16 protein-coding genes are annotated in these 23517 nt (G+C 43.2%); 7 read left to right on the top strand and 9 right to left on the bottom strand.

What is annotated here, in order from left to right:
- Nucleotides 1-92 precede the first annotated feature (92 nt).
- Nucleotides 93-3599: a response regulator gene (locus tag H6G03_RS08540; protein ID WP_190463894.1), complete on the bottom strand. Its 3507-nt coding sequence runs from the start codon at nt 3597-3599 to the stop codon at nt 93-95.
- On the bottom strand, nt 3596-9853 hold the full coding sequence (locus H6G03_RS08535; RefSeq protein WP_190463893.1) for a PAS domain S-box protein: 6258 nt from the start codon (nt 9851-9853) through the stop codon (nt 3596-3598). Before H6G03_RS08535 ends, H6G03_RS08540 begins: the two co-directional genes overlap by 4 nt.
- Nucleotides 9854-10549: 696 nt before the next feature.
- Here H6G03_RS08535 and H6G03_RS08530 point away from each other — a divergent pair.
- The 4 genes from H6G03_RS08530 to H6G03_RS08520 all read left to right on the top strand — a co-directional run bounded on the left by H6G03_RS08530 (nt 10550) and on the right by H6G03_RS08520 (nt 12899).
- Entirely contained in the window at nt 10550-11515 is a 966-nt protein-coding gene (locus tag H6G03_RS08530; protein ID WP_190463892.1) for a glutathione S-transferase family protein, read from the top strand.
- An 86-nt stretch (nt 11516-11601) separates the two neighbouring features.
- Complete coding sequence (locus H6G03_RS38740) at nt 11602-11727, top strand: hypothetical protein (RefSeq protein WP_255512199.1); 126 nt, start codon at nt 11602-11604, stop codon at nt 11725-11727.
- Between the two features lie 72 nt (nt 11728-11799).
- On the top strand, nt 11800-12462 hold the full coding sequence (locus H6G03_RS08525; protein ID WP_190463891.1) for a DUF3318 domain-containing protein: 663 nt from the start codon (nt 11800-11802) through the stop codon (nt 12460-12462).
- A gap of 80 nt (nt 12463-12542) precedes the next feature.
- Nucleotides 12543-12899 (top strand): hypothetical protein, encoded by a 357-nt coding sequence (locus H6G03_RS08520; RefSeq protein ID WP_190463890.1) that lies wholly within the window; start codon nt 12543-12545, stop codon nt 12897-12899.
- Between the two features lie 19 nt (nt 12900-12918).
- Here the strand turns inward: H6G03_RS08520 and H6G03_RS08515 are convergent, their stop codons facing one another.
- The 4 genes from H6G03_RS08515 to H6G03_RS08500 form a co-directional block, all read right to left on the bottom strand.
- Complete coding sequence (locus H6G03_RS08515; protein WP_190463889.1) at nt 12919-13701, bottom strand: 7-carboxy-7-deazaguanine synthase QueE; 783 nt, start codon at nt 13699-13701, stop codon at nt 12919-12921.
- A gap of 10 nt (nt 13702-13711) precedes the next feature.
- Nucleotides 13712-14605, bottom strand: coding sequence for a hypothetical protein (locus tag H6G03_RS08510; protein ID WP_190463888.1), 894 nt, complete (start codon nt 14603-14605; stop codon nt 13712-13714).
- A 177-nt stretch (nt 14606-14782) separates the two neighbouring features.
- Nucleotides 14783-15670 carry a hypothetical protein gene (locus tag H6G03_RS08505; RefSeq protein WP_190463887.1) on the bottom strand — a complete coding sequence of 296 codons (888 nt, stop codon included), beginning with the start codon at nt 15668-15670 and terminating at the stop codon, nt 14783-14785.
- A gap of 50 nt (nt 15671-15720) precedes the next feature.
- Nucleotides 15721-16239 carry a hypothetical protein gene (locus H6G03_RS08500; RefSeq protein WP_190463886.1) on the bottom strand — a complete coding sequence of 173 codons (519 nt, stop codon included), beginning with the start codon at nt 16237-16239 and terminating at the stop codon, nt 15721-15723.
- Between the two features lie 316 nt (nt 16240-16555).
- On the opposite strand from H6G03_RS08500, the gene H6G03_RS08495 reads away from it, so the two are divergent.
- A complete protein-coding gene (locus H6G03_RS08495; RefSeq protein WP_199315205.1) occupies nt 16556-17512 on the top strand; it encodes an exopolysaccharide biosynthesis polyprenyl glycosylphosphotransferase in 957 nt (318 codons plus the stop codon).
- Nucleotides 17513-17667: 155 nt separating this feature from the next.
- Here the strand turns inward: H6G03_RS08495 and H6G03_RS08490 are convergent, their stop codons facing one another.
- Both H6G03_RS08490 and ppsA read right to left on the bottom strand, forming a co-directional pair.
- Nucleotides 17668-18147: a universal stress protein gene (locus H6G03_RS08490; RefSeq protein WP_190463885.1), complete on the bottom strand. Its 480-nt coding sequence runs from the start codon at nt 18145-18147 to the stop codon at nt 17668-17670.
- A 251-nt stretch (nt 18148-18398) separates the two neighbouring features.
- Nucleotides 18399-20900 carry a phosphoenolpyruvate synthase gene (gene ppsA / locus H6G03_RS08485; protein WP_190463884.1) on the bottom strand — a complete coding sequence of 834 codons (2502 nt, stop codon included), beginning with the start codon at nt 20898-20900 and terminating at the stop codon, nt 18399-18401.
- Nucleotides 20901-22094: 1194 nt separating this feature from the next.
- Here ppsA and H6G03_RS08480 point away from each other — a divergent pair.
- On the top strand, nt 22095-22277 hold the full coding sequence (locus tag H6G03_RS08480) for a hypothetical protein (RefSeq protein ID WP_190463883.1): 183 nt from the start codon (nt 22095-22097) through the stop codon (nt 22275-22277).
- Between the two features lie 233 nt (nt 22278-22510).
- On the opposite strand, the gene H6G03_RS08475 is transcribed toward H6G03_RS08480, so the two are convergent.
- Entirely contained in the window at nt 22511-22729 is a 219-nt protein-coding gene (locus H6G03_RS08475; RefSeq protein WP_190463882.1) for a hypothetical protein, read from the bottom strand.
- Between the two features lie 356 nt (nt 22730-23085).
- Here H6G03_RS08475 and H6G03_RS08470 point away from each other — a divergent pair, with 356 nt between their 5' ends.
- Nucleotides 23086-23511: a nucleoside deaminase gene (locus H6G03_RS08470; protein WP_190463881.1), complete on the top strand. Its 426-nt coding sequence runs from the start codon at nt 23086-23088 to the stop codon at nt 23509-23511.
- Nucleotides 23512-23517 lie beyond the last annotated feature (6 nt).

Raw genomic sequence — 23517 nt, 5'->3', positions numbered from 1 at the left:
GCCCAGGTATGTAGTTGGGCTTGACGCCTCTGATGCCAGGTTTTCTAAGAGGGCTAAAGCCTAACTACGTACTTGTGCGATCGCATTCCAAATTATTCCATACATTCTTCAGCCAAGCGAATAATTTGAGTAAACAGGAAATTATCCGCTAAATCTCTAATGGCATTTTCCAAATCGATATTTTCTGCTGGAATTTCTTCGAGCAATTCCAACACCATATCGTCGCTGCATTCAGAAGCAGCATCGTGGAGTCTGATTATCCAATCTTGGGGCATTTGAGACAGCAGGTTTTGCAGTTCTGCCTCCGGGACTTTTTCGGAAGTTTTCTGGCTACATTCAGCTTCTTTGTTTTCGCTTTCCCATTCATATTCAACTCCCAGATATTGACCGATTTTTTCTAATAAATCTTCAGTTTGAAAGGGTTTGCGAATAAAATCATCGCAGCCTACTGCTAAAATATTTTTTCGCTGTTCCTCGAAAACGCTAGCAGTCAAAGCAAGGACGATCGTTCTGGGAAATGGGGGGACAGAATCTCCCGAAATTTCCGCGAAATTCAACCTTTTTTGTTCTTCGGATCTAATTTGTCTGGTTGCTTCATAACCATCCATTACTGGCATTCTTATATCCATCAAAATTAAATGCGGTTGCCATTCTTTGTAGCATTGTACTGCCTCTTTACCATTTTCAGATTCGCGGACAGAAAAGCCAATGGATACGAGTATTTTATTGAGTAAAAGGCGACTTTCTGCAACATCGTCAACTATTAAAATACGATATTCGGGTTGTTCGGAAGCCAAATGAATAATTTTTCGATATTGCTTAAGTGTCTGAACTAATTCTGGAACGGCCAAACCGATTTGAATGTCAAAAGCAAATACGCTTCCTTGTCCTGGGTTACTGTTTACTCTAATTTTTCCTCCCATTAATTGTACGTATTTCTGGCTGATTGGCAAGCCTAAACCTGTTCCTTGCTGAGATTTACGACCTGTTTCTGTTTGCTGAAATGCTTCAAATAGCAGGTGAATCTCTTCAGGAAAAATACCGGGGCCTGTGTCTATCACTTCAAAATGAAGATTGAGTTTTTTTGCCTCGTTTTCTGTCGTTATTTCTGAGGCTATAGAACTAACATATACCCGCATTTTCACGCTGCCAACTTCTGTAAATTTAATGGCATTTCCCAAAAGGTTGAGTAATACTTGGCGCAATTTACCTTGGTCAGTTGTGACATACTGAGGAATGTTAGGGCTGCATTCAAAAATCAGTTGCAATCCTTTAGAAGCTGCTTTTAATTGCAGCATTTGTTCTAAGCTGTTTAGCATTTGTATGAGGTCGAAGCTGCTTTCATTAAAATTGGTGCGACCGGCTTCAATTTTTGATACTTCTAAGATGTCATCAATTAGAGCCAGTAGATGTTCCCCAGCGCGATTGATAATGGCAAGATTTTTCTGATTTTCGCCGCAGATAGAATTGTCTTTACTCATGATTTGGCTAAAGCCTAAGATGGCATTGAGCGGGGTTCTCAATTCGTGGCTCATGGAAGCAAGAAATTCGCTCTTGGCGCGGTTGGCAGCATCGGCGGCTAAGACGGCTTTTTGTAAAGCTTCTTCGGCTTGTTTGAGGTTGGTAATATCTGTATGAGCGCCAATCATGCGAATGGGAATTCCATTGGCATCTTTGAGATGAATAGCGCGAGAGAGGATATAAACTGTGGAGCCATTTTTATGGTAAAAACGCTGGGTGGCTAAAAATTGTGGAATGCGATCGCAGTTGTAATCTTCTACGAGTTTTAAAGCGGCGATGCGGTCTGCTTCAAAGATTGCGTTTGCCCAAGCCGATATGTCATTGGGAAATTCGTCATCACTGTAGCCCAACATCTCTTTAAACCGAGGTGAAAAGTAAATTTCTCCGGTGACTAAATCCCAATCCCAGAAGCCATCTTGGGAGGCGCGAAGCACTAATTCTAGGCGTTCTTTTGCCAGTTGCAGCTCTAATTCAGCTCGTTTGCGATCGGTAATTTCAACTATCACCGATCCTACATTAGAAGGGGTGCTGTCGTTCAGGGCAATGGGAAAATAAGAAACTACCCAGTGGCGCATTATACCGGGTTGGCTGGGGATTTCTCCGGTGATTTCTAAATTGAGAATCGGTTCTCCCGTTGCTAATACTTGTTGATAAAGGGGTTCGACTGTGGGGGCAATTTGCGGTAAAAGCTCCCGGATGTTTTTGCCAATATGCTCGCCTGCGGGTATGCCATTAATTTGTGCAAAGTGTTCGTTGATTTGCACGTATCGCAGTTCGCTGTCTATGATATTCATACCGACTGGAGCGCACTTGAAAAAGGCATTTAATCTCGCTTCTCGTAAGGCAAGTTCTTGTTCTAAAGCTTTTTGCTGACTGATATCTTTGTGCGTTCCCGTGATTCGCACTGGCTGTCCGGAACTGTCGCGCTCAGAAATTTTGCCCCGGCAGAGAATCCATTTCCATTCGCCGGATTTCGATCGCATCCGAAATTCTACTTTATAGCAGCTATTTTCGCCTTGGATATAGGCATCTAAGACTTTTTGCATCAAAACGACGTCTTCTGGATGCAGCAAGCTTTCAAAACCTTTTAAATTATTTGCAATTTCGGTATCTTGATAACCTAGCATTTCGTTCCAGGCGCGATCGCGGTAGATTTCACCAGTCCTCAAGTTCCAGTCCCACAAACCTAAATTGCTGCCTTCTAAGGCTAGGTGCAAGCGTTCTTCACTGGTGGAAAGAGCTGCTTCTGCCTTTTTGCGATCGGTAATATCGCGGGCCACCCAAGCGGCAGTATTTTCAGAAATGGGCGCAATGCTGGCAGAAAACCAAACTTCTTCCCGACCCACCCTCAAGCTATATTCGCAATTAACTATTTGCTGCAAATGTAGTGATTCTCTGATGCGGCTGCGAAACATTACACTCGATTCTTTATACAACAGTTCTACTGTTTTACCGATAATATCTGAGCCTGGAGGATACAGTTTTTCGGGCTTTGTGGGAGCAACTTTGATAGTCTTGCCATCTGGATCGACAATTAATACGATGTCTGCCATCGCCTCAAAAAAACCGCGCATTTCTGCCTGAGAAGAACGCAGTTTTTCTGCCATTAACTCGCGTTCTTTAATTTCCTGTTTTAATCGCTCATTTTGCTCTATTATTTGTTTTTGTAACCTGCATATATGTAACTGATTTTCAATCCGCGCTATCACTTCTTCCGTTTGAAATGGTTTGGTAATATAGTCAACACCACCTATAGAAAAAGCTTTAACTTTATCGATTGCTTCGTGCAAAGCGCTTAAAAAAATCACCGGAATATGGCGAGTTTTTTCGTTAGCTTTCAGATGGGAGCAGATTTCATAGCCATCGATATACGGCATCATGATGTCAAGCAAAATCAAGTCCGGCTGCTTAGCCTGAATTGCTGCTGGAACCATCCGCTCATCTCGGATAGGACGTACTTCATACCCGCGTTTGCTCAAAACCTCCGTGAGCAAACGCAAATTATTAATGTCATCATCAACCACTAAAATATTAGCTGTAAATCCATTGTTAATGTAACTATCTAATGACTGAATCATTTATCTTCTCCCGTATATTTATAAAGTTTAATTGCCGTGACAATTTTCTGGTAATCAAACATTTGGATTAAATATTTAAGCCGCTCGGCTAACTGAGGATTAATACCTGCGATTTCGTCAATAGTGGAAGTTATTTCATACCAGCTTGCCTGGATACTGGCTTGCTCTAAACGCTCAATTAAATTTTTAGGTAAAACGGCGAAATCTATGGGCTTTATCGCAGCTTCTTCAATAGGAGTAAGAGAATAATTTTCTCTAGTGGTTATTTGGCCGTTATCTTCTAGTTGTAATTGCTTATTTAATTCTGATAGCCGATCGGCTAAGCCAAACTGAATATCAAAATAGAAAGTGCTGCCACAGCCGACTTTGCTACTGACAGTAATGTTGCCGCCCATCAGTTGAATGAATTTACGGCTGATCGGTAAGCCTAAACCGGTACCTTCTTGAGATTGTTTACCCGTCCTCGTTTGCAAAAATGGTTCAAAAATACTTTCTAATTCATGTTCCGGAATGCCTACCCCTGTATCTTCAATTTCAAAAGCCAGCCGGGAAGTATCTCCATTATCCAGATCCATAAATTCGTTTTCTCTGGTCTGGTTTCTGCCTTTTGTCTTTTCGATCGCTCGCACTGTTACGTGCCCTGCTTCAGTAAACTTAATAGCGTTACCGATCAGATTAATCAAGACTTGGCGCAGCTTTATTTCATCAGTCCGCACAAATTCAGGAATGCTGGCATCTCGATAAAAATTTAATTGCAATTTTTTATCTCTAGCTTTTAAATAAAACATCCTTTCTAACTCATCCAAAAATCGATACAAGTTAAATTTTGTTTCGTTTAGCGTCATTCGACCCGCTTCAATTTTGGCCATATCTAGCACATCATTAATGAGGGTGAGCAAGTGTTCTCCGCTGCGGTTAATAATGGCGATATTTTCCCGATCTTGGGGAGAAAGTCCCGGACTTTGGCTGATTAATTGGGCAAAACCAAGAACGGCATTCAGGGGCGTTCTCAATTCGTGGCTCATATTTGCTAAGAAAGTGCTTTTGGCGCGGTTAGCTGCTTCTGCGGCTTCTTTTGCTTGAGAGAGTTCTGCCTCTGCTAGTTTGCGATCGGTAATATCTAAAACAATCCCATGCCAGACGATATCTCCATTGTTTCGGCGTTCGGGTTGGGAGTTGCCTTGCAACCACTTCAGTTGGCCCGAAGGTGTGATAATCCGCCATTGATGTTTAAAAATATCCATAGTTTGGAGACTGCGATCGATTGCTTCCAAATACGCTGGTAAATCCTCTGGATGGATAAGAGAAAGTATGACATTTTTTGCATCTTGGAAAGCTTGTTCTAGGGTTAGCTCGGTAATTTCTTCGATCCCCCGATTGCAATATTCAAATTTAAAAGAAGCATCGGAATGCCGTACCAAAGAATAAATATTGCCAGGGACAGCTGTTGCTAAGTTTTGCAGGCGAGTTAACGTGATTTTCAAGGTTTCTTCTGTCTGTTTGCGCTCGGTAATATCCTGCACGATGCCAAATAATTTAATAACCTGCCCTGCTTCATTAAAAACAGGTTCTCCTTTACCGAATGTGTACCGGATCGCACCATCCGGTCGAATAATGCGGATTTCATGCTCGTAAGCTTTCCCCTCTCTCACAGCAAGTTCGATATTCCGCTGTAAAATTTCTAGATCTTCGGGATGGGTGAACTGTAACAACCGATCGTAGGTTGGTTCGCCTTCGCGAGGATCGAGTCCGAAGATGTAGAAGGTTTCTTCAGACCAAGTGATTTTTGGGGTGATGATATCGAAAGACCAATTGCCTAAATGGGCAATTTTTTGGGCTGCCATAAGGGCACTTTCACTTTCCCGCAAAGCTTGTTCGGTTTGTTTGCGATCGGTAATATCGACCGACATTCCGATTAAGGTGGTAGGATTGCCTGCGGGATCGGTTAAAATTTTGGCCTTTACCTGCAACCATCGCCATTCAGGGTTCTCTACACTAGCAGTAAGCCGATGTTCGATTTGAAACCCTCCCCTTTGGGAAATCGCTTCTTGATTGGCTCGGTGCAGTTTTGCTCGATCGTCGGGATGAACCATTTCCAGGGCTTCATTATAGGAAATTCTCATAGGAACTTCCTTTTTGATCGTAGAGGTGAATAATAGCTCGTCAGTCTGGAGATTTCGTTCCCAGGCGATCGCATTCGATACTTCCATTGCTAACCTCAATCGAGCTTCTCTTTCTTGGATAATTGCTTCGGCGCGTTTGCGATCGGTTACATCCAGAACTATTCCATGCCAGACAATCTCGCCATTCTCCCGCCGTAGCGGTCGAGAATTGGCCTGAATCCACTTAATTTTTCCAGAAGGCGTCATAATTCGCCATTCGTGTTTGAACGTTTGCATGGTTTCCACAGCTTTGGCAACTGCTTGCTGATAGCCTGTGCGATCGTCTGGATGAATTTGGTTAAATGTAAGTTCGGGGTGTTCTAACACTTCTGCGACGGGAATCTCGTGTATTTCCTCAAATACAGGACTGAGGTACTCATACTGGACAGGGCCATCTGGATATTCGACAACGGTGTAGATTACTCCTGGCGAAGCTGCGGCTAACTGCTGTAAGCGAAACTCAATTTGCTGGAGAGCTTGTTCGGCTAGTTTGCGATCGGTTATGTCGATCATAATGCCAGTTCCATACCAGCATTGATTTGTCTCATTGCAATAGGTGCTTAAGGAGTTAGCAACCCACCGAATGCTACCGTTTTTATGTCGGAGTCGGAATTCAATCGTGGTGGCAAAATTGGGTGTAAAAAATCGCTTGAATGCTGGCTTGATAACAGTTTCTATATCTTCAGGTAAAATCAGCGATAGTAGCAGCGAATAATCGGCGGCAATTTCTTCACCTGTGTAACCGCAAATTGCTTCAATACCCGGTGAAAAATATTCATATTCCCAGCGATCGTTATCGCTCAACCGAACTCCCGATATAAAGGCAGGCGCATTATTCAACACCGATTTCAGCCTAGCTTCTGAAGTTTGTAAAGCTATCTCCAGTTGTTTGCGATCCGTAATGTCGATGGCAATTACCGTCACCATCCAGCACTTTTGAGTTCGATCCCATCGAGAATTAGTAGTTTCAGCAATCCACCGCATACTGCCATCTTTGTGGCGCAACCGATACTCGCGATGGGCGGTGCGTTGCTCAAAAATATTCGCAAATAAATCGCTTTCGATCGCCTGCCAATCTTCGCTGGGTATCCTGCTAATCCAAATAGTTTTATCTGCTTTGATTTCGGCAGCGCTGTAGCCGGAAAGCGCCTCGCAACCGTTAGCGATATAATCGATTTCCCAGTTTCTATTGGCAAACACGCGAAACCTGGAAATCGCCGCCGGAGCAGTATTTAAAATATCGTTTAATTTCGCTTCCGATGCTTCTAGGGCGCGTTCTAAGTTTTTGCGTTCGGTAATATCCCGACAAATACAAAAGTTGACTTCTTTCCCATCAATAATTACATTATTGGCACTAATTTCTACATCATAAATCGAACCATCTTTACGGCGATGCTTGGTTTCAAATGTGTTAATGCACAGATTATTTTCAGCAATTTTACGTTCGATTTCATCTCGCTTCCAATCAGCATCCCAATCGACTAGATTTAAAGTTAATGTTTCTGCTATGGTGTAGCCCAACATTCTGGCAAAACTAGCATTAGTTTCTAGGACATTACCTTGGGAATCGAGGACGACAATACCATCAACAGAACTATCCAGGAGGGTTTTGCTGCGAAGAATTTCTCTCGCTAGAGCTTGTTCTATTTGTTTGCGATCGGTAATATCTTTGAGCAAACCAATTACGCAATCTTGTTTATTTATGTGGCTGACTGTAGCCGACATTAAAACTGTTCTGGCTTGACGCGATCGAGTGCGAAGCACGACTTCAAAATTTTCTAACTTACCTTCGCTGGTAAGCGCTTGGCGGAAGCGATGCAAGTCTTCAATTTTATCCCATAGTTTTAGCTCAACGCAAGTTTTGCCGATAATTTCTTCATAAGGATATTCCACAAATTTGGCAAAGCTGTCATTGACGTTCAAACAGCGTCCTTCCGATAAAGTGGCAATCCATAACAGATCGGGACTGCTGTGGAAAATAGTAGAAAATTTGTGTTCTGATTCTCGTAAGGCAATTTCAGCTAGTTTGCGATCGGTAATATCTCTGGCGGCGGCATAAATTAGTTTGCCGATCGGCAACGATCGCCATTCTATCCAATGGTACGAGCCATCGCGATGCCGATAGCGGTTGGTAAAATTCAAGACTACTTGCTTTTGTGATAATTCGGCAATTGCGCCTAACGTACTTTCGAGATCGTCAGGATGAACGAAATCTAAAAATCTACGCCCTTCTAGATCGGCTAAGGTGTAGCCTAATATATTTTCCCATTCCACATTTAGGCGGCGAAAATAACCATCTGTGTCGGCAATGCAGAGCAAGTCTAATGGAGCGGAAAAGAACCGCTCTAGTTCATCTGTTTTTTCTTGGAGGGCAATTTCTAGATGTTTGCGCTCGGTGATATCTACAACGACTACTCCCACTCCATCAGGAGAATTATTCACATCAAAAATTGGAAAGTACGAAACCATCCAGTAACCCTGAATTCCCTGCTTTCTGGGAACTTCACCCCTTATTTCTAGATTGATAATCGGTTTTCCCGTGGCTAGAACTTGTTGATATAAAGGTTCAATTGTATCCGCTAATTTTTGGGGAACAACTTCCCTAATGGTTTTACCGATTTTTTCTTCTACCGTCAACCCGGCAATTCCTGATAAAACTTGATTGAGTTTAACAAAACGCAGTTTTTTATTGAGTATTCCCATTCCCACTGGCGCAGATGCAAAGAAAGCGTTCATTTGTGCTTCGCTGCGTTTCCATGCCTCGGTTCTTTCTCGTACTTGCGTTTCTAAACTGCGATTGTACTCTAATAAAACCTGCGCCATCTGGTTAAAAGATTCCGTTAATTCACTGACTTCTTTAGCACCAATTACCGGAATATTGCCCTCTAATTCACCTTTACTTAAGTTTTTAGCCGCAGTATTTAAGTGCAAAATCGGTTTCGTTATTGAATGGGATGCGAGCGCTCCCATCCCGATGCTAACTAATAAAGTAACAAGACAAAGTAAAATTGTATGGTGAGTATTTTTATTAATCCGGGTCATTAAATCCGATTCTGGGATGGCAACGACGAGTGACAAATTCAAACCATATTTATCTCGATAGGGAACAACTCTAATAAATAATTTTTCGCCTTGGCTATTGACTATCAATTGTTCGTCATTTTGGATGTGGCGAAAATTTCCGAAACGCTTCTTTAAGTGTTCGGCAATTTCCCTGTTTCTGACATCTCGACTATTGAAGATCGATAATGGGGTAGGCCGATTGTTTCCTTGCTGGAGATCGCGCTTTTCTAATGTGGAGGTAGCTGCTAAATTACCAGAACTATCGATAATAAAAGCTTGGCCCGATCGCGAAAAGTGCAGCTTTTGCAGAAATGTACTGAGAGCGGCAAGATCTACATTAGCCGCAAAAACTGCTTGCAATTGACCGGCGCGATCGTAAACTGGCGTCACTGCAAACATTCCTACCGCAGGTGCAGCTTGGTAAACTACCAGTGGTGTCCAAGTTTGTTTTCGGTTGCTTTTTGCTTGCACGTACCAGGGAAGGGTACGCAAATCCATTTTTACCCCATAGACAAGTTTTTGCGGCTTCCCTTTAGAATCAACTATATAGAATTTGCGTTGTGTAGGAGTGGGATTTTTTGCTTCACTGTAAAAGATCGTACCGATCGGTAAATCTTTTCCAGATACCTTGCGAACAACTTCGCGCATATCCTGAGTGAGAATGCGTCCGTATCCAACAGTTTCTCCCTTTCGATTGAGAAAGAAGATCCCTGTCACAGACTGATTTAGTTTTATATGCTGCCAAAGCTGTTGCCGCACTTCCTCCAAGTTTCCAATATCCAGCGTTCCCTGTTGCCATGCTAGATGGTTGGTTGTTACAACTTGTTGGGGCGTCTCCAAATTACTGTCGAGGCGATCGCTAATTCGTTCTCCCACCTCCTCCATCAGTTGCTTTGCCAAGTCTTCCACTGCCTGTTGGCCATTTTTATAAGAAAGATAACCCACTAATCCCACCGCCGTTACAGTTTGCAAAACGAAGGGCACAATCAGGACAGTTCTTAAAGAGAGCTTGCGTAACCAGCTAGTCACTATGAGGTACTGTTTTGGAGTTGAAAAATCTATTTAGATAAAATTATCCGAGCTTCCCCTTGTAAACCTCTCCGCATCATCGACGGCAAATGAAGGAAACTGCGATAGTTGGGCCTTACCTGCAAATACCTAAGTACGTGCAGGTAAATAAAGTCAAAATAACTTAATGTTCAATCAAATATTATACTCCTTTAGGGAGGTGCTTTGGCAATAAAACTATGATAACCCTCCTCAAGCTTGTCCTTGCGTACTTCCCAGGCAAGGGACGAAGCTGCCCATATATAAAATTTACTTAAAGAAAGAGTCGGATGGGGAAGATAGGGAAGTAAAATTTCATATTTTTCACATCTTGCAGCATTATCAACAAGACCTGAGAAACCGGGTTGCTTAACTAAAAATCTAGGCTCTTGACTTTAATTTGCAATAACCTCGCTGTATTGGCTTGTTAAAATATCTGAAATTTGGATCGTGTGCGAGTAATTATTAATTTTTTGGTGGCTACTATAAATTGTGTCTAAAATAAACAATACCGATCGTAAAATTGATAGCCTATTGTAGAGGGCGTGAAATATTCAAGTTTTCCAAAAATTTTAAGCGTTCTGTCTGACGCACCGTACACGGATAATAAGTAGTTTAAATACCGAACAGCTTATCGCTACCAGCTATAATTATCCATAGCAACTGAAAGGAGTTATTATGGGTTTAGGTCTTCTTGCTGACGGCAGGTGGGTATCGGAACGGGAACAAGAAGATTCCCAAGGCAGATTTATTCGTCCAGTTACCAGTTTTCGCAACAAAATTACGGCTGATGGTTCTAGCGGTTTTAAAGCGGAAACAGGGCGCTATCATCTTTATATTTCTTGGGCTTGTCCTTGGGCGCACCGCACCGCAATCATGCGAAAATTGAAGGGTTTGTCGGATGCGATCGGCCTTTCAGTTGTCCATCCGGTAATCGACCAAAACGGCTGGGAATTCTCCGACGAACCGGGTTGCATTCCCGACTCGATTAATGGTGCGAATTATCTTTGGGAAATCTATCTCAAGGCAGATGCAAAATATGAAGGACGGGTAACTGTTCCGGTGCTTTGGGATAAGGAAACCAGCACAATAGTAAATAACGAATCTCGCGAAATTATCCGGATGTTGGATACCGAATTTCAGGATTTCGCGAAGTCAGATTGGCACTTTTTGCCTGATGATTTACTGGAAAAGGTTGACAAAACGATCGAACTCATTTATCAACCGATCAATAACGGCGTTTATCGAGCCGGATTCGCTACGACTCAGACAGCTTATGAGGAAGGGGTGACAGATTTATTTAACGCTTTGCAACATTGGGATGAAGTGTTAGGCAAACAGCTCTATTTGTGTGGCGATCGCATCACCGAAGCAGACTGGTGTATGTTCACAACCCTCCTGCGTTTTGACCCAGTTTATTACGGTCACTTCAAATGCAATCTGCATCATATTTGGGATTATCCAAATCTTTGGAATTACCTCAAAGAACTTTATCAAATTCCCGGAGTTAAAGAAACCTGCAACCTCGACCACATCAAGCGGCATTACTATGTCAGCCATAACAAAATCAATCCGACTCGCATCGTTCCCAAAGGGCCGATAATGGATCTGGAATCACCACCCGATCGCAAAATAGTCTCTTAATTTACGGATTCATTGACACTCTGCGGTCTCTCATACACGCAGATTCATTAGAGATCTCCTCCAAAAGAATAAAAAAGGCAGGCAGGATGCCTACCCCACAAGAATTTTTGGAGAGTTACGGGCAGCTGGAATTTAGCCAGAGGAACGATCGACCTACAGGGGAAGCTTCGCACCTGCATTTTATCCCGATTCAGCACAGACCCCTGTGTTAAGCCGTACAATTGTCAATGTATACTCCAAAAAAGACGTTTTTTGTCTGCTGCTAACTTGCTGGGGCTGGAAATATGACATCCTATGCAACTTCCTCTGCTAGATCGGAAATGAGCGAACTGCGGCGTTTAAAAGGATTACTGCCGCCAGAAATGCAGAGTTGGGTCACGGTTGAAGGCACAACCGAGGTGAATCCACCCCTGATTCGCTGTGAAGAAATTGGCAAAGACCAGGTGGAAATCCAAATTGACCTGGTGAAATGGGATCAACTGGCAATGGATCAGCGCAATTTGCTGTTCTGGCACGAAGTCGCCCGCATTCAAAACGATACAATTCCCAGAGATGGTTGGGAAATGGCAGCGCTGGCGATCGGCTTGGGTGGCGCTGTGGGAGAATTGTGGGTACAAGATGGTTTGTTGCTGCTGTTGGCACTGGGACTTTGCGGCGTGTCAGGTTGGCGACTTTATCAAAAGAATAACGGCGAACGCACCCTCAAGGAAGCGATCGACGCCGACGAAAAAGCGATCGCACTCGCCACCCGTTTCGGCTATTCTCTCCCCAATGCCTACAAAAGTCTCGGTAGCGCTTTAAAAGCGATGATCGACTTGACTCCCGCTAAACGTCAGCGCAGCAAATACGAAGCGCGACTGCAAGCGCTCAAACGTAGCGCCAACAAGGCAAAAGCCAAAATGAAAGCCTCTCGCGAAGATTACCAATCGGAAGATATTTACGGTTAGGCGATCGGTTTTGCAAAAGAAACCCGGTTTCTTGAAGAAACCGGGTTTCTGAATTCAAAAGCTTATTTTTAATTCCGTTTATGACCGCTCTTACTCTTATCCTCAAACCTGTTAGCCAATTTGTAATGAAAACCTGGAACTATCGCGTTTTTCGAGAAACAAACGGCGATTGCATCATTCGTGAAGTCTTTTATGCAAAGGATGGCTCTATTTTTGGATGCACAGAAAATGCAGTTGCACCTTCTGGAGAAAGTTTAGAAGAATTAGCCGCAGATATTGAGTCTTTTAAAGACGCATTGAAGCTTCCTGTGTTAACTCTCGCCGATCTTTCTGTTGGCAATATGAACGAGAAATGGCAGCAAGAGGAAAACAGCAATATCTGCCTACCAGAAATTACGGCTGAACTGGGAATGAGGGAATCATCTGCACTTAATTGAAGATCGGTAGAGAAGGAAATTACAGCTGATTCATCATTTTGTGAGTCTGCGGTATCACTCGCACTTGCTTGACAAAACGCTTCATCAATGCTTGCCATTCCAAAACGCGATCGGGTGCAGGAACAACTACCAAAACCTCACCCGGTAGCGCCGTTACGGGTTGCAAAAATATCGGAATTGCCGGATTTACAGAAGCTACCAACTCACCAGCTTGTTCTAATTCGGCTGGATTGGTTTGACTGGAAATAATTATCTTGACAAATACTTCTAGTTGTGAATTGCCACAAAGTTGTAAAAATTCTTGATGAGCTTGCCAGCGATTTTCACCGCTGACACTCGGTAGTTTGATGTCCATGCCGATCGAATCCAAGTAAGGCAAAAGCTGGGATAATTGCTCTGGACGATGACCGCCAGTTTCCAAGTATATTGGCAAATCGGTCAGCGATCGCACTTCTGGTAAAAATTGCACCAAAAACGGCGCAGAAAGAAGCGGTTCTCCACCAGTCAAACTAATACTATCGTGCAATCCCGGTTGATTTTGCCTTTCCACCCATGACAGCAAATCTGTTAGCATTACCGGATTGGGATGAGTTTCAAAATCGCGCCATCCCGGCGTTTTTTCAATTTGACAAACTTCTGGAACGCTCCAAGTATGAGCGCTATCGCAAAAATGGCAGCGCAAATCGCACAACGCAAAACGAATGAAAATTTGGCGCGTACCCACATTCATTCCTTCGCCTTGAATGGCGGAGAACACTTCAATTAAACGCGCTTTTGGTGGTGCGGCGATTTGCGTTGCCATATTTTTATCTCTAAATTTCAGAAGCAGCTCGTTCGATTAAGCGCCGAGCTACAGTTTGAGTACCCGTGTGTTCAAAGTAGTTGGTTGTCATGTCCAGAAAGGCAGCGACATAATCCAGTTTATCATCAGCGATATCCACATATTTTTTGAGATTGCCAAGAAACATTTGTGGCGTTAAATGGCGAGAACCTACAAAATTATTCATCCAGCCTTGCACTGATGCGAAACTTGCGCCAATAAAGCCCAATTTATCTCCCGTACTACCTCCCGGAATTAAATTACTCAAACTTTGGAAAGTGGAATTTTGTTGTAAAAGAGAAGGATTAAGCCCACCTAAAGTTGATTGTACCTTGGAGACAAAATCCGGGCCAAGGGGAACCAGACCATCAACGCAAACTAAAGCAGCCATTCTAATGAGAGACTCATGATGATAACTGCTCAACGCCGCTTTAAAATCACTAATCTCGATCGCAGGCGAGCCGTTCATCTTTGCAAAAGCGATTAGCTCTGCTACTAATTTTATCGCTAAATCGATAGTTTGAATTGTATCAGCCTTGGGAGTTAGCTTGTTTAAGAAAGACAGAAAACCGACTTTTTCGCCAATTTTGTTAGCCATTGCGGCTGCACCCAGCGCCGTATCCGCGTTATCTACGGTTTGGTATATCCACAAAGCTTGCTGGTATCCTTGCGAGCGATCGCTATACAAATCGATCGCGCGATCGCGTATTTTTTTCACTGTTTTATTATTGGTTTCTCCTGTCACAGCGCGAATAGTATTTTCAAACCCGACTAAGTTTTCCCACTCACCCGGAGCAACCGAATCCAAAGCTCGCAGCAAATAAACGGTTACATTGCTAGTCGGGAGTTTATCAACCAATTCATTAATAGGTTTAGTCTGACTCATCGCGATTTGGAATTTGTAATTTTAGATTGGAGATTGCTTGTGTATTTAGAACGAACCCTGCTTTTTTATGATTCCTTGTGGGTGCATCTCACTTTCACACAACTACTATTATCTACCATTTGAAATAGCAGCTTTTCGGATACTGAGAAAGAGATGCACCCTGAAGACAACTTTTTTCTAAATTTCGGCAACAGCTCGTTCAATTAACCGACGAGCTAAAGTTTGAATGCCTGTGTGTTCGTAATAATTCGTTGACACATCCAGGAAAGCACCGAGATAATCCAGCTTATCATCGCTAAATTCGATAAAGTTGGATAGATTCTGGGCAACTTTTTGCGGTGTCAAACCGCGAGATTTAACAAAATCACCCATCCATCCAGAAACCGAACCAAAGCTTTCGTTAATAAAACCGAGTTTACCGTCAGAATTACCGCCAGGAATCTGATCTTTGACACCTTGGAAACTTTGATTTTGTTCCAATTCTTGCGGACTCATGTTATTGAATCTCGACAGAACCATTTGGATAAAGTCAGGGCCAAGAGGAATCAGACCATCAAAGCAAACTAGCGCCGCCATCCGCATCAAAGATTCGCCGCTGTAGTCGCCTAGAGATGCTAAGAAATCGCCAATGCTGTCGCCGGGAATACCGTTAATTTGACAGAAGGCAACCAATTCAACTACTAACTTAACAGCTAGGTCGATCGTTTGCGCTTTTTCTGCTTTGGGAGTGATGTTACCGAGAAATCCGAGCAGAGGAACTTTCTCGCCAACTTTGTTGGCTAAAGCAGCTGCACCCAACGCAGAAGAAGCTCGATCGACTGATTGATACAGCCATAAAGCTGTTTGGTATCCCTGCGATTTGTCGTTGAACAAATAGACGGCGCGTTCGCCAATTTGTTGGATAAAAGCTGGGTCTGTTTCACCTGTAACGGCGCGAATTGTGTTATCGAAACCAACCAAATTTTGCCACTCGCCTGGAACGACAATATCAAGCGATCGCAACGCCATCACAGTCATACCGCCAGAGGGCAGTTCATCAACTAATTGATAAATCGTTTTGCTCACAAAAAATCCTTGTTTGATGGTTGTTATCGGAAAAGTTACTGCACAAAAATTTACTTGAGTTGGGCAATTCCACTCAAGTTAAATTTTTGCAGCCAAGTGACGCGATCGTTCTTGGTAAAAGATGGATCGCGGGATGCCACTTTTACTTGGTAGCGATTATTTACGAGGACTCCTGTAGCGTTACCGGGAGCTTCGGCTGCTGGATAACCGCCAATTTTTTCGGTACTTTGCTGGTATTTCTTCTGAGCGTCTGGAGTGCTGACCGTATCGTTAATAGACATCACGGCAACATTCTTACCATCTTTATTCAACTTATACTCAGCAAATCCTTTCTTTTCCTGTGCTGGTACTACTTGGTAGCCGTCAGCAGACTTAGGAAAGAATTTATTAAAGCTGCTACCTTGTTCGGCATTCTTGGCAACTGCCGGCGTAGCCCCTCTTTGAGTGCTTTGCTTTTGTGTTTGGGCATATGGGGACGTATCTTGCGCCCGACAGGAGGTGGAGGTGACCAGCAACAACACAGCCAGTAATAATGCTGGTATAATTCTACGCAAACGATTGAAATTCATCGTATTCTCCAGATGACTGGGGTTATAGTTTTAATTTTGGCTTACGGTTGGGCTGTTTGTGTGGGGGGCTCTCGATCGGAGACTGGGACTGGGGATATTCGATCGCGAATCCCTGCAATCATTAAAAACAGAATTTGTCAATATATAGAAAGTTAGTTTCTGGTAGAGTATGGAATAATTATTTTGGATGAATGTTGTCAGTCACTGTAACGCAGTATTTTTGGAAACAGCAGCATCATATTGTCACTTGATATGATGTCTTTATATTGTTTCCATAATTGGCTAAATTCCGGCGGTAGATTTTCGGGTTAAATTCTTGGAAGAGAGTCCTCAAATTCAAGCTCCCCCTCGTTTAAGCGTGCTGGAGGCAGTTGCCTTCAAGCAAAACTTTCAACAGCTTTGCCAGGGAAGCCCGCTTCCCAGCCAAATTATCATTGATTTCAGCCAAACCACTTTTATGGATAGTAGTGGTTTGGGTGCCCTTGTCAGCAATCTCAAAACTGCCCAGCAGCAAGGAATTCAATTAGTACTCCGCAACGTGCGACCTCAAGTTATGGCGGTGCTGTCCCTGACCGGATTAAACCAAGTCTTTACGATCGAGGAAATCAGCGAAATCAATCCTCCCACCGTAACCCGTCGCCAAGAATTTCAGCCACCAGTTACCCATCCTTCTGTCCGTTCCTGGCTTAAACGTGTCATAGACATTGTGGGGGCGCTGGTAGGTTTGCTAATTACGGCCCTTTTGTTTATTCCCATCGCCGTTGCTATTAAGCTCAATAGTCCAGGCCCAATTTTCTTCGGTCAAATTCGCTGCGGTTGGATGGGAAAGCGCTTTCGGATGTGGAAATTTCGCTCGATGTGCGTTAATGCGGAAGCACTCAAGTCAACCGTTAAAAACCAAATATCCGGCCCACTATTCAAAAATGATCGTGACCCTCGCATTACAAAAGTTGGCCGCTTTTTACGGCGCACAAGTTTTGATGAATTACCTCAATTTTGGAATGTGCTAAAAGGCGAAATGAGTTTAGTTGGCACTCGTCCGCCCACACCAGATGAAGTGGAAAAGTACGAGGTTCCAGAATGGCAGCGTTTAGATGTCAAACCGGGGATGACTGGGGAATGGCAGGTGAGCGGGCGCTCTCAAATTCGCAGTTTTGAGGATGTGATTCGTTTGGATTTGAAATATCAAAAAAACTGGAGTCTCATGTATGATATGAAGCTCATTTTAAAAACTATTGTCGTTGTGTTCCTAAAAAATAGTGGGGCAGTTTAAGCAATTGAAATTTTTAGATTTTAAATTGAATTTCAATCTAAAATCTAAATTTACCTAAAGAAACCGGGTTTCTTAGAAAAATCGTTGCTTTCTCAATTAGATATCGACTCAGAAACCCGGTTTCTGGCTTCGGCGTGGGTAACGTCCTGCTAAAATTACCCGTTATCTTGTACAATCAATACCGAGCAATGCGCGTTGTGGGTGACGTAGTTGCTGACGCTGCCCAGTCCCATATCTTTCAATCTAATCCGATCGCGATGCCCCATCACGATCAGGTCAGCGTCCCAAGTCCGAGCCAAGTCGCAAATGCTCCACCTGGGGTTGCCCGTATTTTGGCAAAACTCGGCTTTTACCCCCGCTGTAGTGGCTTGAGCTAGGCGCGATCGCAATATTTCTCTACCTCGCTCTTCAAACTCTTTCAGCCTCTTTAAATAACTATCGATCTGTTCGTGCCTGCCTGCATAATAACTCAAGCTAGGCTGCAAATCCATGTTTGGATAACCTTCATCTTCGGGAGACAAAACGTGCAGTAACATAAGATGAGCGTTGGTTAGTTTCGCCAAGGATAGAGCTTTTTCAAAAATATGCTTGCTGTCTTCAGAGTTATCCATTGCTACCAGTATTTTGCGGAACATATAAACTTTTTCTTCAAAGTAAGTTAAATGGCAGGACTTATCGCAAATCCGTTTTGATTGCTTTTTTTCACTGAAAGTTAATATCTGTAGAAATAGTCCTTAGTGATTTAAGCATAAATCAACTTTTGTCATTAGTCACGAGTTATAAACAAAAAAATATAAAAACAGCAAGATGAGTAGTTAGCGGTGTTTCCGCTAACTACTCACTCCTAACAGCTAATAGCCCAAATTAAACTCGCCGAACTGATGCTTCAGCTGACGCCTTCCACCTTAGCGATGTCTAGCAGAGTTTTCATCACGGAATCGGGATTCAGACTGATCGAATCAATACCCAGTTCCACTAAGAAACGAGCAAATTCGGGATAGTCAGAAGGTGCTTGACCGCAGATACCGATCTTGCGATTATTCTTCTTGGCTTTTTCGATCGCCAACCGCACCATTTCCTTCACACCTTCGTTGCGTTCGTCGAAAATGTGGGCCACTAAAGCCGAGTCGCGATCGAGCCCCAAAGTCAGCTGCGTCAAGTCATTAGAACCGATCGAAAAGCCGTCAAACACTTCACTGAATCGATCCGCCATAATCACGTTATTGGGAATTTCGCACATCACGTAGACTTGCAGATCGTTTTCGCCGCGCTTGAGGCCATATTTTTCCATTTCCGCCAGCACCTTGCGACCTTCATCGGGAGTGCGGCAAAAAGGAATCATTGGGATAACGTTAACCAAACCCATTTCATCCCGTACTCGTTTCAGCGCTTGGCATTCCAAACCATACGCATCGCGATATTTTTCATCGTAATAGCGAGAAGCACCGCGCCAACCGATCATCGGGTTTTCTTCTTTCGGTTCAAACTGTTTGCCACCCAACAAGTTGGCGTATTCGTTGCTCTTGAAATCCGACATCCGCACTACTACCGGATTGGGATAAAATGCAGCTGCGATCGTACCGATTCCGTGCGCCAACTTATCCACAAAGAAATCAGGCTTACTATTATATAGTGCAGTTAGCTCGCCAATTTCCCGCTTCACCGATTCATCTTCCAGTTTGTCGAAATGAATCAGCGCCAAAGGATGGCATTTAATATGATTGGCAATGATAAATTCCAAGCGTGCCAATCCTACACCATCGCAAGGAATCGAAGCTAAACCAAAAGCTTCTTCTGGATTGCCCACATTCATCAAAATCTTGGTGCGGGTGCGCGGTAAGTTGTCCAGTTGGGTTTCTTGGACTTCAAACGGCAGCAGACCTTGATAAACTCGTCCTTCTTCCCCTTCCGCGCAGCAGACGGTGACTTCTTGACCGTTAGTCAAAACACCTGTAGCATTACTGCAACCGACAATTGCCGGAATGCCCATTTCGCGAGCGATAATTGCCGCGTGGCAGGTACGTCCGCCTTGATTGGTGACGATCGCACTCGCTTTCTTCATGATCGGTTCCCAATCCGGGTCGGTCTTGTTTGTTACCAACACTTCACCGGCTTGGAATTGGTCGATTTTGTGAACGTCCAGAATGACGCGGGCTTTGCCTTGACCGATCATTTCGCCCACAGCACGACCGGTTACCAGTACTTCGCTCTTGCCTTTCAGTTGATAGTTACGCAGAACGCTGCTGGATTTTTGAGATTGCACCGTTTCCGGACGCGCTTGCACGATGAACAGTTCGCCGGTTAAGCCGTCTTTGGCCCACTCTATGTCCATCGGGCTGTAGCTACCCCGCAGTTCGGAATAGTGATCTTCAATGATGCAAGCCCATTTGGCTAAGATGAGAATTTCCTCGTCGTTGAGGGCGTATTTACCCCGTTCTGATTCTGGTACGGATACGTTTTTGGTTTGTTTGCCACCGCCAACGTCATAAATCATTTTGATTTCTTTACTGCCGAGGCGTTTTTCCAGGATGGGGCGGTAACCTTGTTTGAGAGTGGGTTTGAAGACGAAGTATTCGTCGGGGTTAACTGCGCCTTGGACTACGTTTTCACCCAAACCGTAAGCGGCGGTAACTAAGGCGGCGTTCTTGAAGCCGGTTTCTGTGTCGATCGAGAACATAACACCGGAAGAAGCTAAGTCGGAACGTACCATTTTTTGCACGCCGACGGAAAGGGCGACTTCAAAGTGATCGAAGCCTTTGATGGTGCGATAGGAGATGGCGCGATCGGTAAAGATGGAGGCGAAGCATTTATGGCAAGCTTCCAGCACTGCTTCTACACCGTAGACGTTCAGGTAGGTTTCTTGTTGACCGGCAAAACTGGCGTCGGGCAAATCTTCTGCTGTGGCGCTGGAACGAACGGCAACATCGAGATCGAGACTGTATTTTTCGCAGGCTTCTTGATCGTTGGGGTCAAGTTCTTGGCAAGATTCTCCAGTACCGTACCGAGCGCATAACTTTTTATATGCCTCAGCGATCGCTTCTTCTAAATCTTCCGGAAAAGGTGTGTTCAGAATCAAGGCACGAGCTTGCTTACCCCTCATCCGCAAGTTCTTCACATCATCCACATTTAGGTCAGAAAATAGCTGGCGCAGCGTTTTCTCTAAACCCGCTTGTTCGATGAAGTACCGATAAGCATAAGCTGTCGTGGCAAATCCAGTCGGAACTTGCACTCCTTTAGAAGATAGTTGTTGGATCATTTCCCCTAAAGAAGCATTTTTGCCGCCGACCAAAGGAACGTCGCTGAGGCGAATTTCTTCAAAAGTCAGCACTAAAGATTTTTCTCTTTCCAGCTGCGATTGTTCTTGTGAATATAGTTCTGTTTGCAACATTTATTTATCTCCCGTAATAAATCTCTTCAATTGTTGCTGCTGTTTAGCAGAGGGAGCCTTTTGCAATGCTCGATTTTCTTTCTAATTGCATCCTATCGCTTTCTCTAGCCAACACAAAGAACATACTTTTTGTTTCCTTACTTACTAAAAGTAAAAAATGTCTCCCTGCTTGTATTATGGTATTTCTTAAGAAAAATAAATTGTTATGTTGCTAATTTGAAAAAACCAGTTTATCGAACAATTTTTTCAATAAAATATAAGTTTTTAAGGCAACGACAAGTGATAAAATATAAAAGCTATAAGTAGATTTTTTATGACTGAATGTTAAATTTCATTACTTGTAAAGCAAAGTTACATTTATAGAGCTAACTGTCTTTGCCGCTCTTCCCGTCCCCCTGTCTCCGTTTTTTCGGCCATAGGGTATGGGGCGATGGAGCGTAGGGTGTTGGTAATGATTGTACGGCACAGCAAGCGTTTCATAAAATCGATCGGCTTTACTTATGGGATGATGTACCGGATAGCCAATCCAGAAAGGGACTTATACAATGTCGGCGTAAATAAGCGCATTTTTGTAATAATTCTTAATTTTTAGCTATCCATTAACTTGTGACACAGTGCAAACAAAATCTATGCTCCAGAGTAACCGGTTGCCGATTTTGTCTAACCCTCAGCACTTCGATCGAACTTTTGGACGAGCAATTTTGTTTTTCAGACTTTTTTTAATAAATTGTGATCTTTTTAACAGAAAAATCGCAGCTAGCGTGGTTTGATATTTAATAGACAAAAAAAAGTTTCTGCGCGGGATCTCCACATTGTTGGTTTAATCTCAAAACAGGAGCAGCTTAATAGTTGGTTATACTTCATTTGACAAGTTAAACCAATAGAGCTGAATTGCTTTTAACCACAAGCAATTAAACCTGCCGATGTTTTAATCTAGAACATTTCACCAGAGTATAAAATACTAGGATTTATAACAAATGTTACCAACAAGCAGAAATTCTCTCTATTGTACTGGAGTTTCCTTTTTTTCCAAAAAGTTACTTAGGCGATCTGATTCCTTGTAGGAGCCACTAAGCGGGAAAGTATTAGCATTTGTAGAACCTAGAGTGGAGCTACAAATTTGAATAAACAATGGTTCGCCAATAACGAGAAAGATTACAAACTATACAGTCTGTATTTAGCTGGAGGAATGTTATGACTAAGTGTCTTTGTTGCTCGAATCAGTTACTGCGCCACATTAGACATAGCCGCGTTTACTGGTTTTGTTCCCACTGCTGGCAAGAAATGCCGGATCTCACAGAGGTTGTCGCATCTACTCAGCCCTATAGACCGACAATTAAACAGTTGATCGATCGCTCTGCCTTAACTACTAGCTAGACAGTATTTAAGGTAAAAATTTTGAAATGTAAAATTTTTTCACAATTTTGATATTGCCGATCGATCTTCAAATTATTTAGCGAAAAACAAAATTAAAGCCCCTGATAGAGTAATTCAAGGGCTTTAATTTGTATTTATTTTGAATAACAGAGCTTCCTCTCCCAGCCCATTGAGAACTTTAGCGACTCTTATCAATCTTTTCGTTTGATGTCAAGTGGATCGATTCATCTGATTTACTCCACATTAGAAATCTCATTCACAACTTGCAGGCGTCCCCGACGCACTCCGTACAGTAGTCGATCGAGGATGCTTTGTTCTTCTTCGCTTAAACTATTTTGCAAAAGTGCTGCCATTAATCCGTAGCGATCGGCAATAGTTATGCGTCCAGAACTGGTGGCTTCAGCAAATAACTCGAACAAGCCGGCTGGAAGTAGGTTAATGTAGTTAGACATCGCTTTTGCTTGAACTCGATGATTTTATTATGTTTCAGGCTTCTAAAGTGGAAAGCGATCGATCTGTAAAGAAATTGTGATATTTCCCTGTCCACTTTACCGATGCAGATCCATTATTTAAGCGATCTCGATCGCAATCACAGGAAAAATAGAGTTGGCAACGGATGTCGATCGGGTATCGCTTCTGTTTTTTTACCAACCTTAAAAAAGGCCAGCAATAAACGTAGTATATCTAGGAGACAAGTTAAGTAGCTTAAGGGAAAATACGGAAACTTGGCTATGTTTTTGCAGCTTTCAGCGTTGCCATATCCGTATTTCCCCTGCACGAATCCTGAATTAACAGTAACCCTAACGATATGAATCACAAAGATTTCATGAAGATGGCGATCGAGCAAGCAAAACAAGGCGACGCTCCCTATGGTACGGTGATAGTCAAAAATGGCGAAGTAGCGATCGCCGCCCATAACACCGTCAAGCGAGATAACGACCCCTCAGCCCACGCAGAAATCAACGCCATTCGTCGTTTAACCGCCAAAATTGGCAATTACTCTCTCCAAGGCTATACCTTATATACCTCTTGCGAACCTTGTCCCATGTGTGCCACAGCCTGTATTTGGGCAGGCATATCAGAAATTGTTTACGGTGCTTCCATTCAAGATTTAATTGAGCGAGGCATTTCTCAAATTGATTTACCTTGCGAAGAAATCATTGCCAAAGGATTTAGGAAAATTCCAGTTACAAAAGGTATTTTAAAAGCCGAATGTCTAGAATTATTCAAGTAATATCTT

The organism is Aerosakkonema funiforme FACHB-1375, from assembly GCF_014696265.1.
GTDB classification, from domain to species: domain Bacteria; phylum Cyanobacteriota; class Cyanobacteriia; order Cyanobacteriales; family Aerosakkonemataceae; genus Aerosakkonema; species Aerosakkonema funiforme_A.
Note: the sequence above shows the minus strand (reverse complement) of the source record. Positions and strands in the feature narration are given on the sequence as shown.

Excerpts from the sequence above, each read along its gene's own strand:
- H6G03_RS08515 (WP_190463889.1), bottom strand. The coding sequence starts at position 13,701 with ATGGCAACGCAAATCGCCGCACCACCAAAAGCGCGTTTAATTGAAGTG.
- H6G03_RS08475 (WP_190463882.1), bottom strand. The coding sequence starts at position 22,729 with ATGTCTAACTACATTAACCTACTTCCAGCCGGCTTGTTCGAGTTATTT.
- H6G03_RS08525 (WP_190463891.1), top strand. The coding sequence starts at position 11,800 with ATGACATCCTATGCAACTTCCTCTGCTAGATCGGAAATGAGCGAACTG.
- H6G03_RS08490 (WP_190463885.1), bottom strand. The coding sequence starts at position 18,147 with ATGTTCCGCAAAATACTGGTAGCAATGGATAACTCTGAAGACAGCAAG.
- H6G03_RS08530 (WP_190463892.1), top strand. The coding sequence starts at position 10,550 with ATGGGTTTAGGTCTTCTTGCTGACGGCAGGTGGGTATCGGAACGGGAA.
- H6G03_RS08480 (WP_190463883.1), top strand. The coding sequence starts at position 22,095 with ATGACTAAGTGTCTTTGTTGCTCGAATCAGTTACTGCGCCACATTAGA.
- H6G03_RS08540 (WP_190463894.1), bottom strand. The coding sequence starts at position 3,599 with ATGATTCAGTCATTAGATAGTTACATTAACAATGGATTTACAGCTAAT.
- H6G03_RS08510 (WP_190463888.1), bottom strand. The coding sequence starts at position 14,605 with ATGAGTCAGACTAAACCTATTAATGAATTGGTTGATAAACTCCCGACT.
- H6G03_RS08470 (WP_190463881.1), top strand. The coding sequence starts at position 23,086 with ATGAATCACAAAGATTTCATGAAGATGGCGATCGAGCAAGCAAAACAA.
- H6G03_RS08500 (WP_190463886.1), bottom strand. The coding sequence starts at position 16,239 with ATGAATTTCAATCGTTTGCGTAGAATTATACCAGCATTATTACTGGCT.
- ppsA (WP_190463884.1), bottom strand. The coding sequence starts at position 20,900 with ATGTTGCAAACAGAACTATATTCACAAGAACAATCGCAGCTGGAAAGA.
- H6G03_RS08520 (WP_190463890.1), top strand. The coding sequence starts at position 12,543 with ATGACCGCTCTTACTCTTATCCTCAAACCTGTTAGCCAATTTGTAATG.
- H6G03_RS38740 (WP_255512199.1), top strand. The coding sequence starts at position 11,602 with ATGCCTACCCCACAAGAATTTTTGGAGAGTTACGGGCAGCTGGAATTT.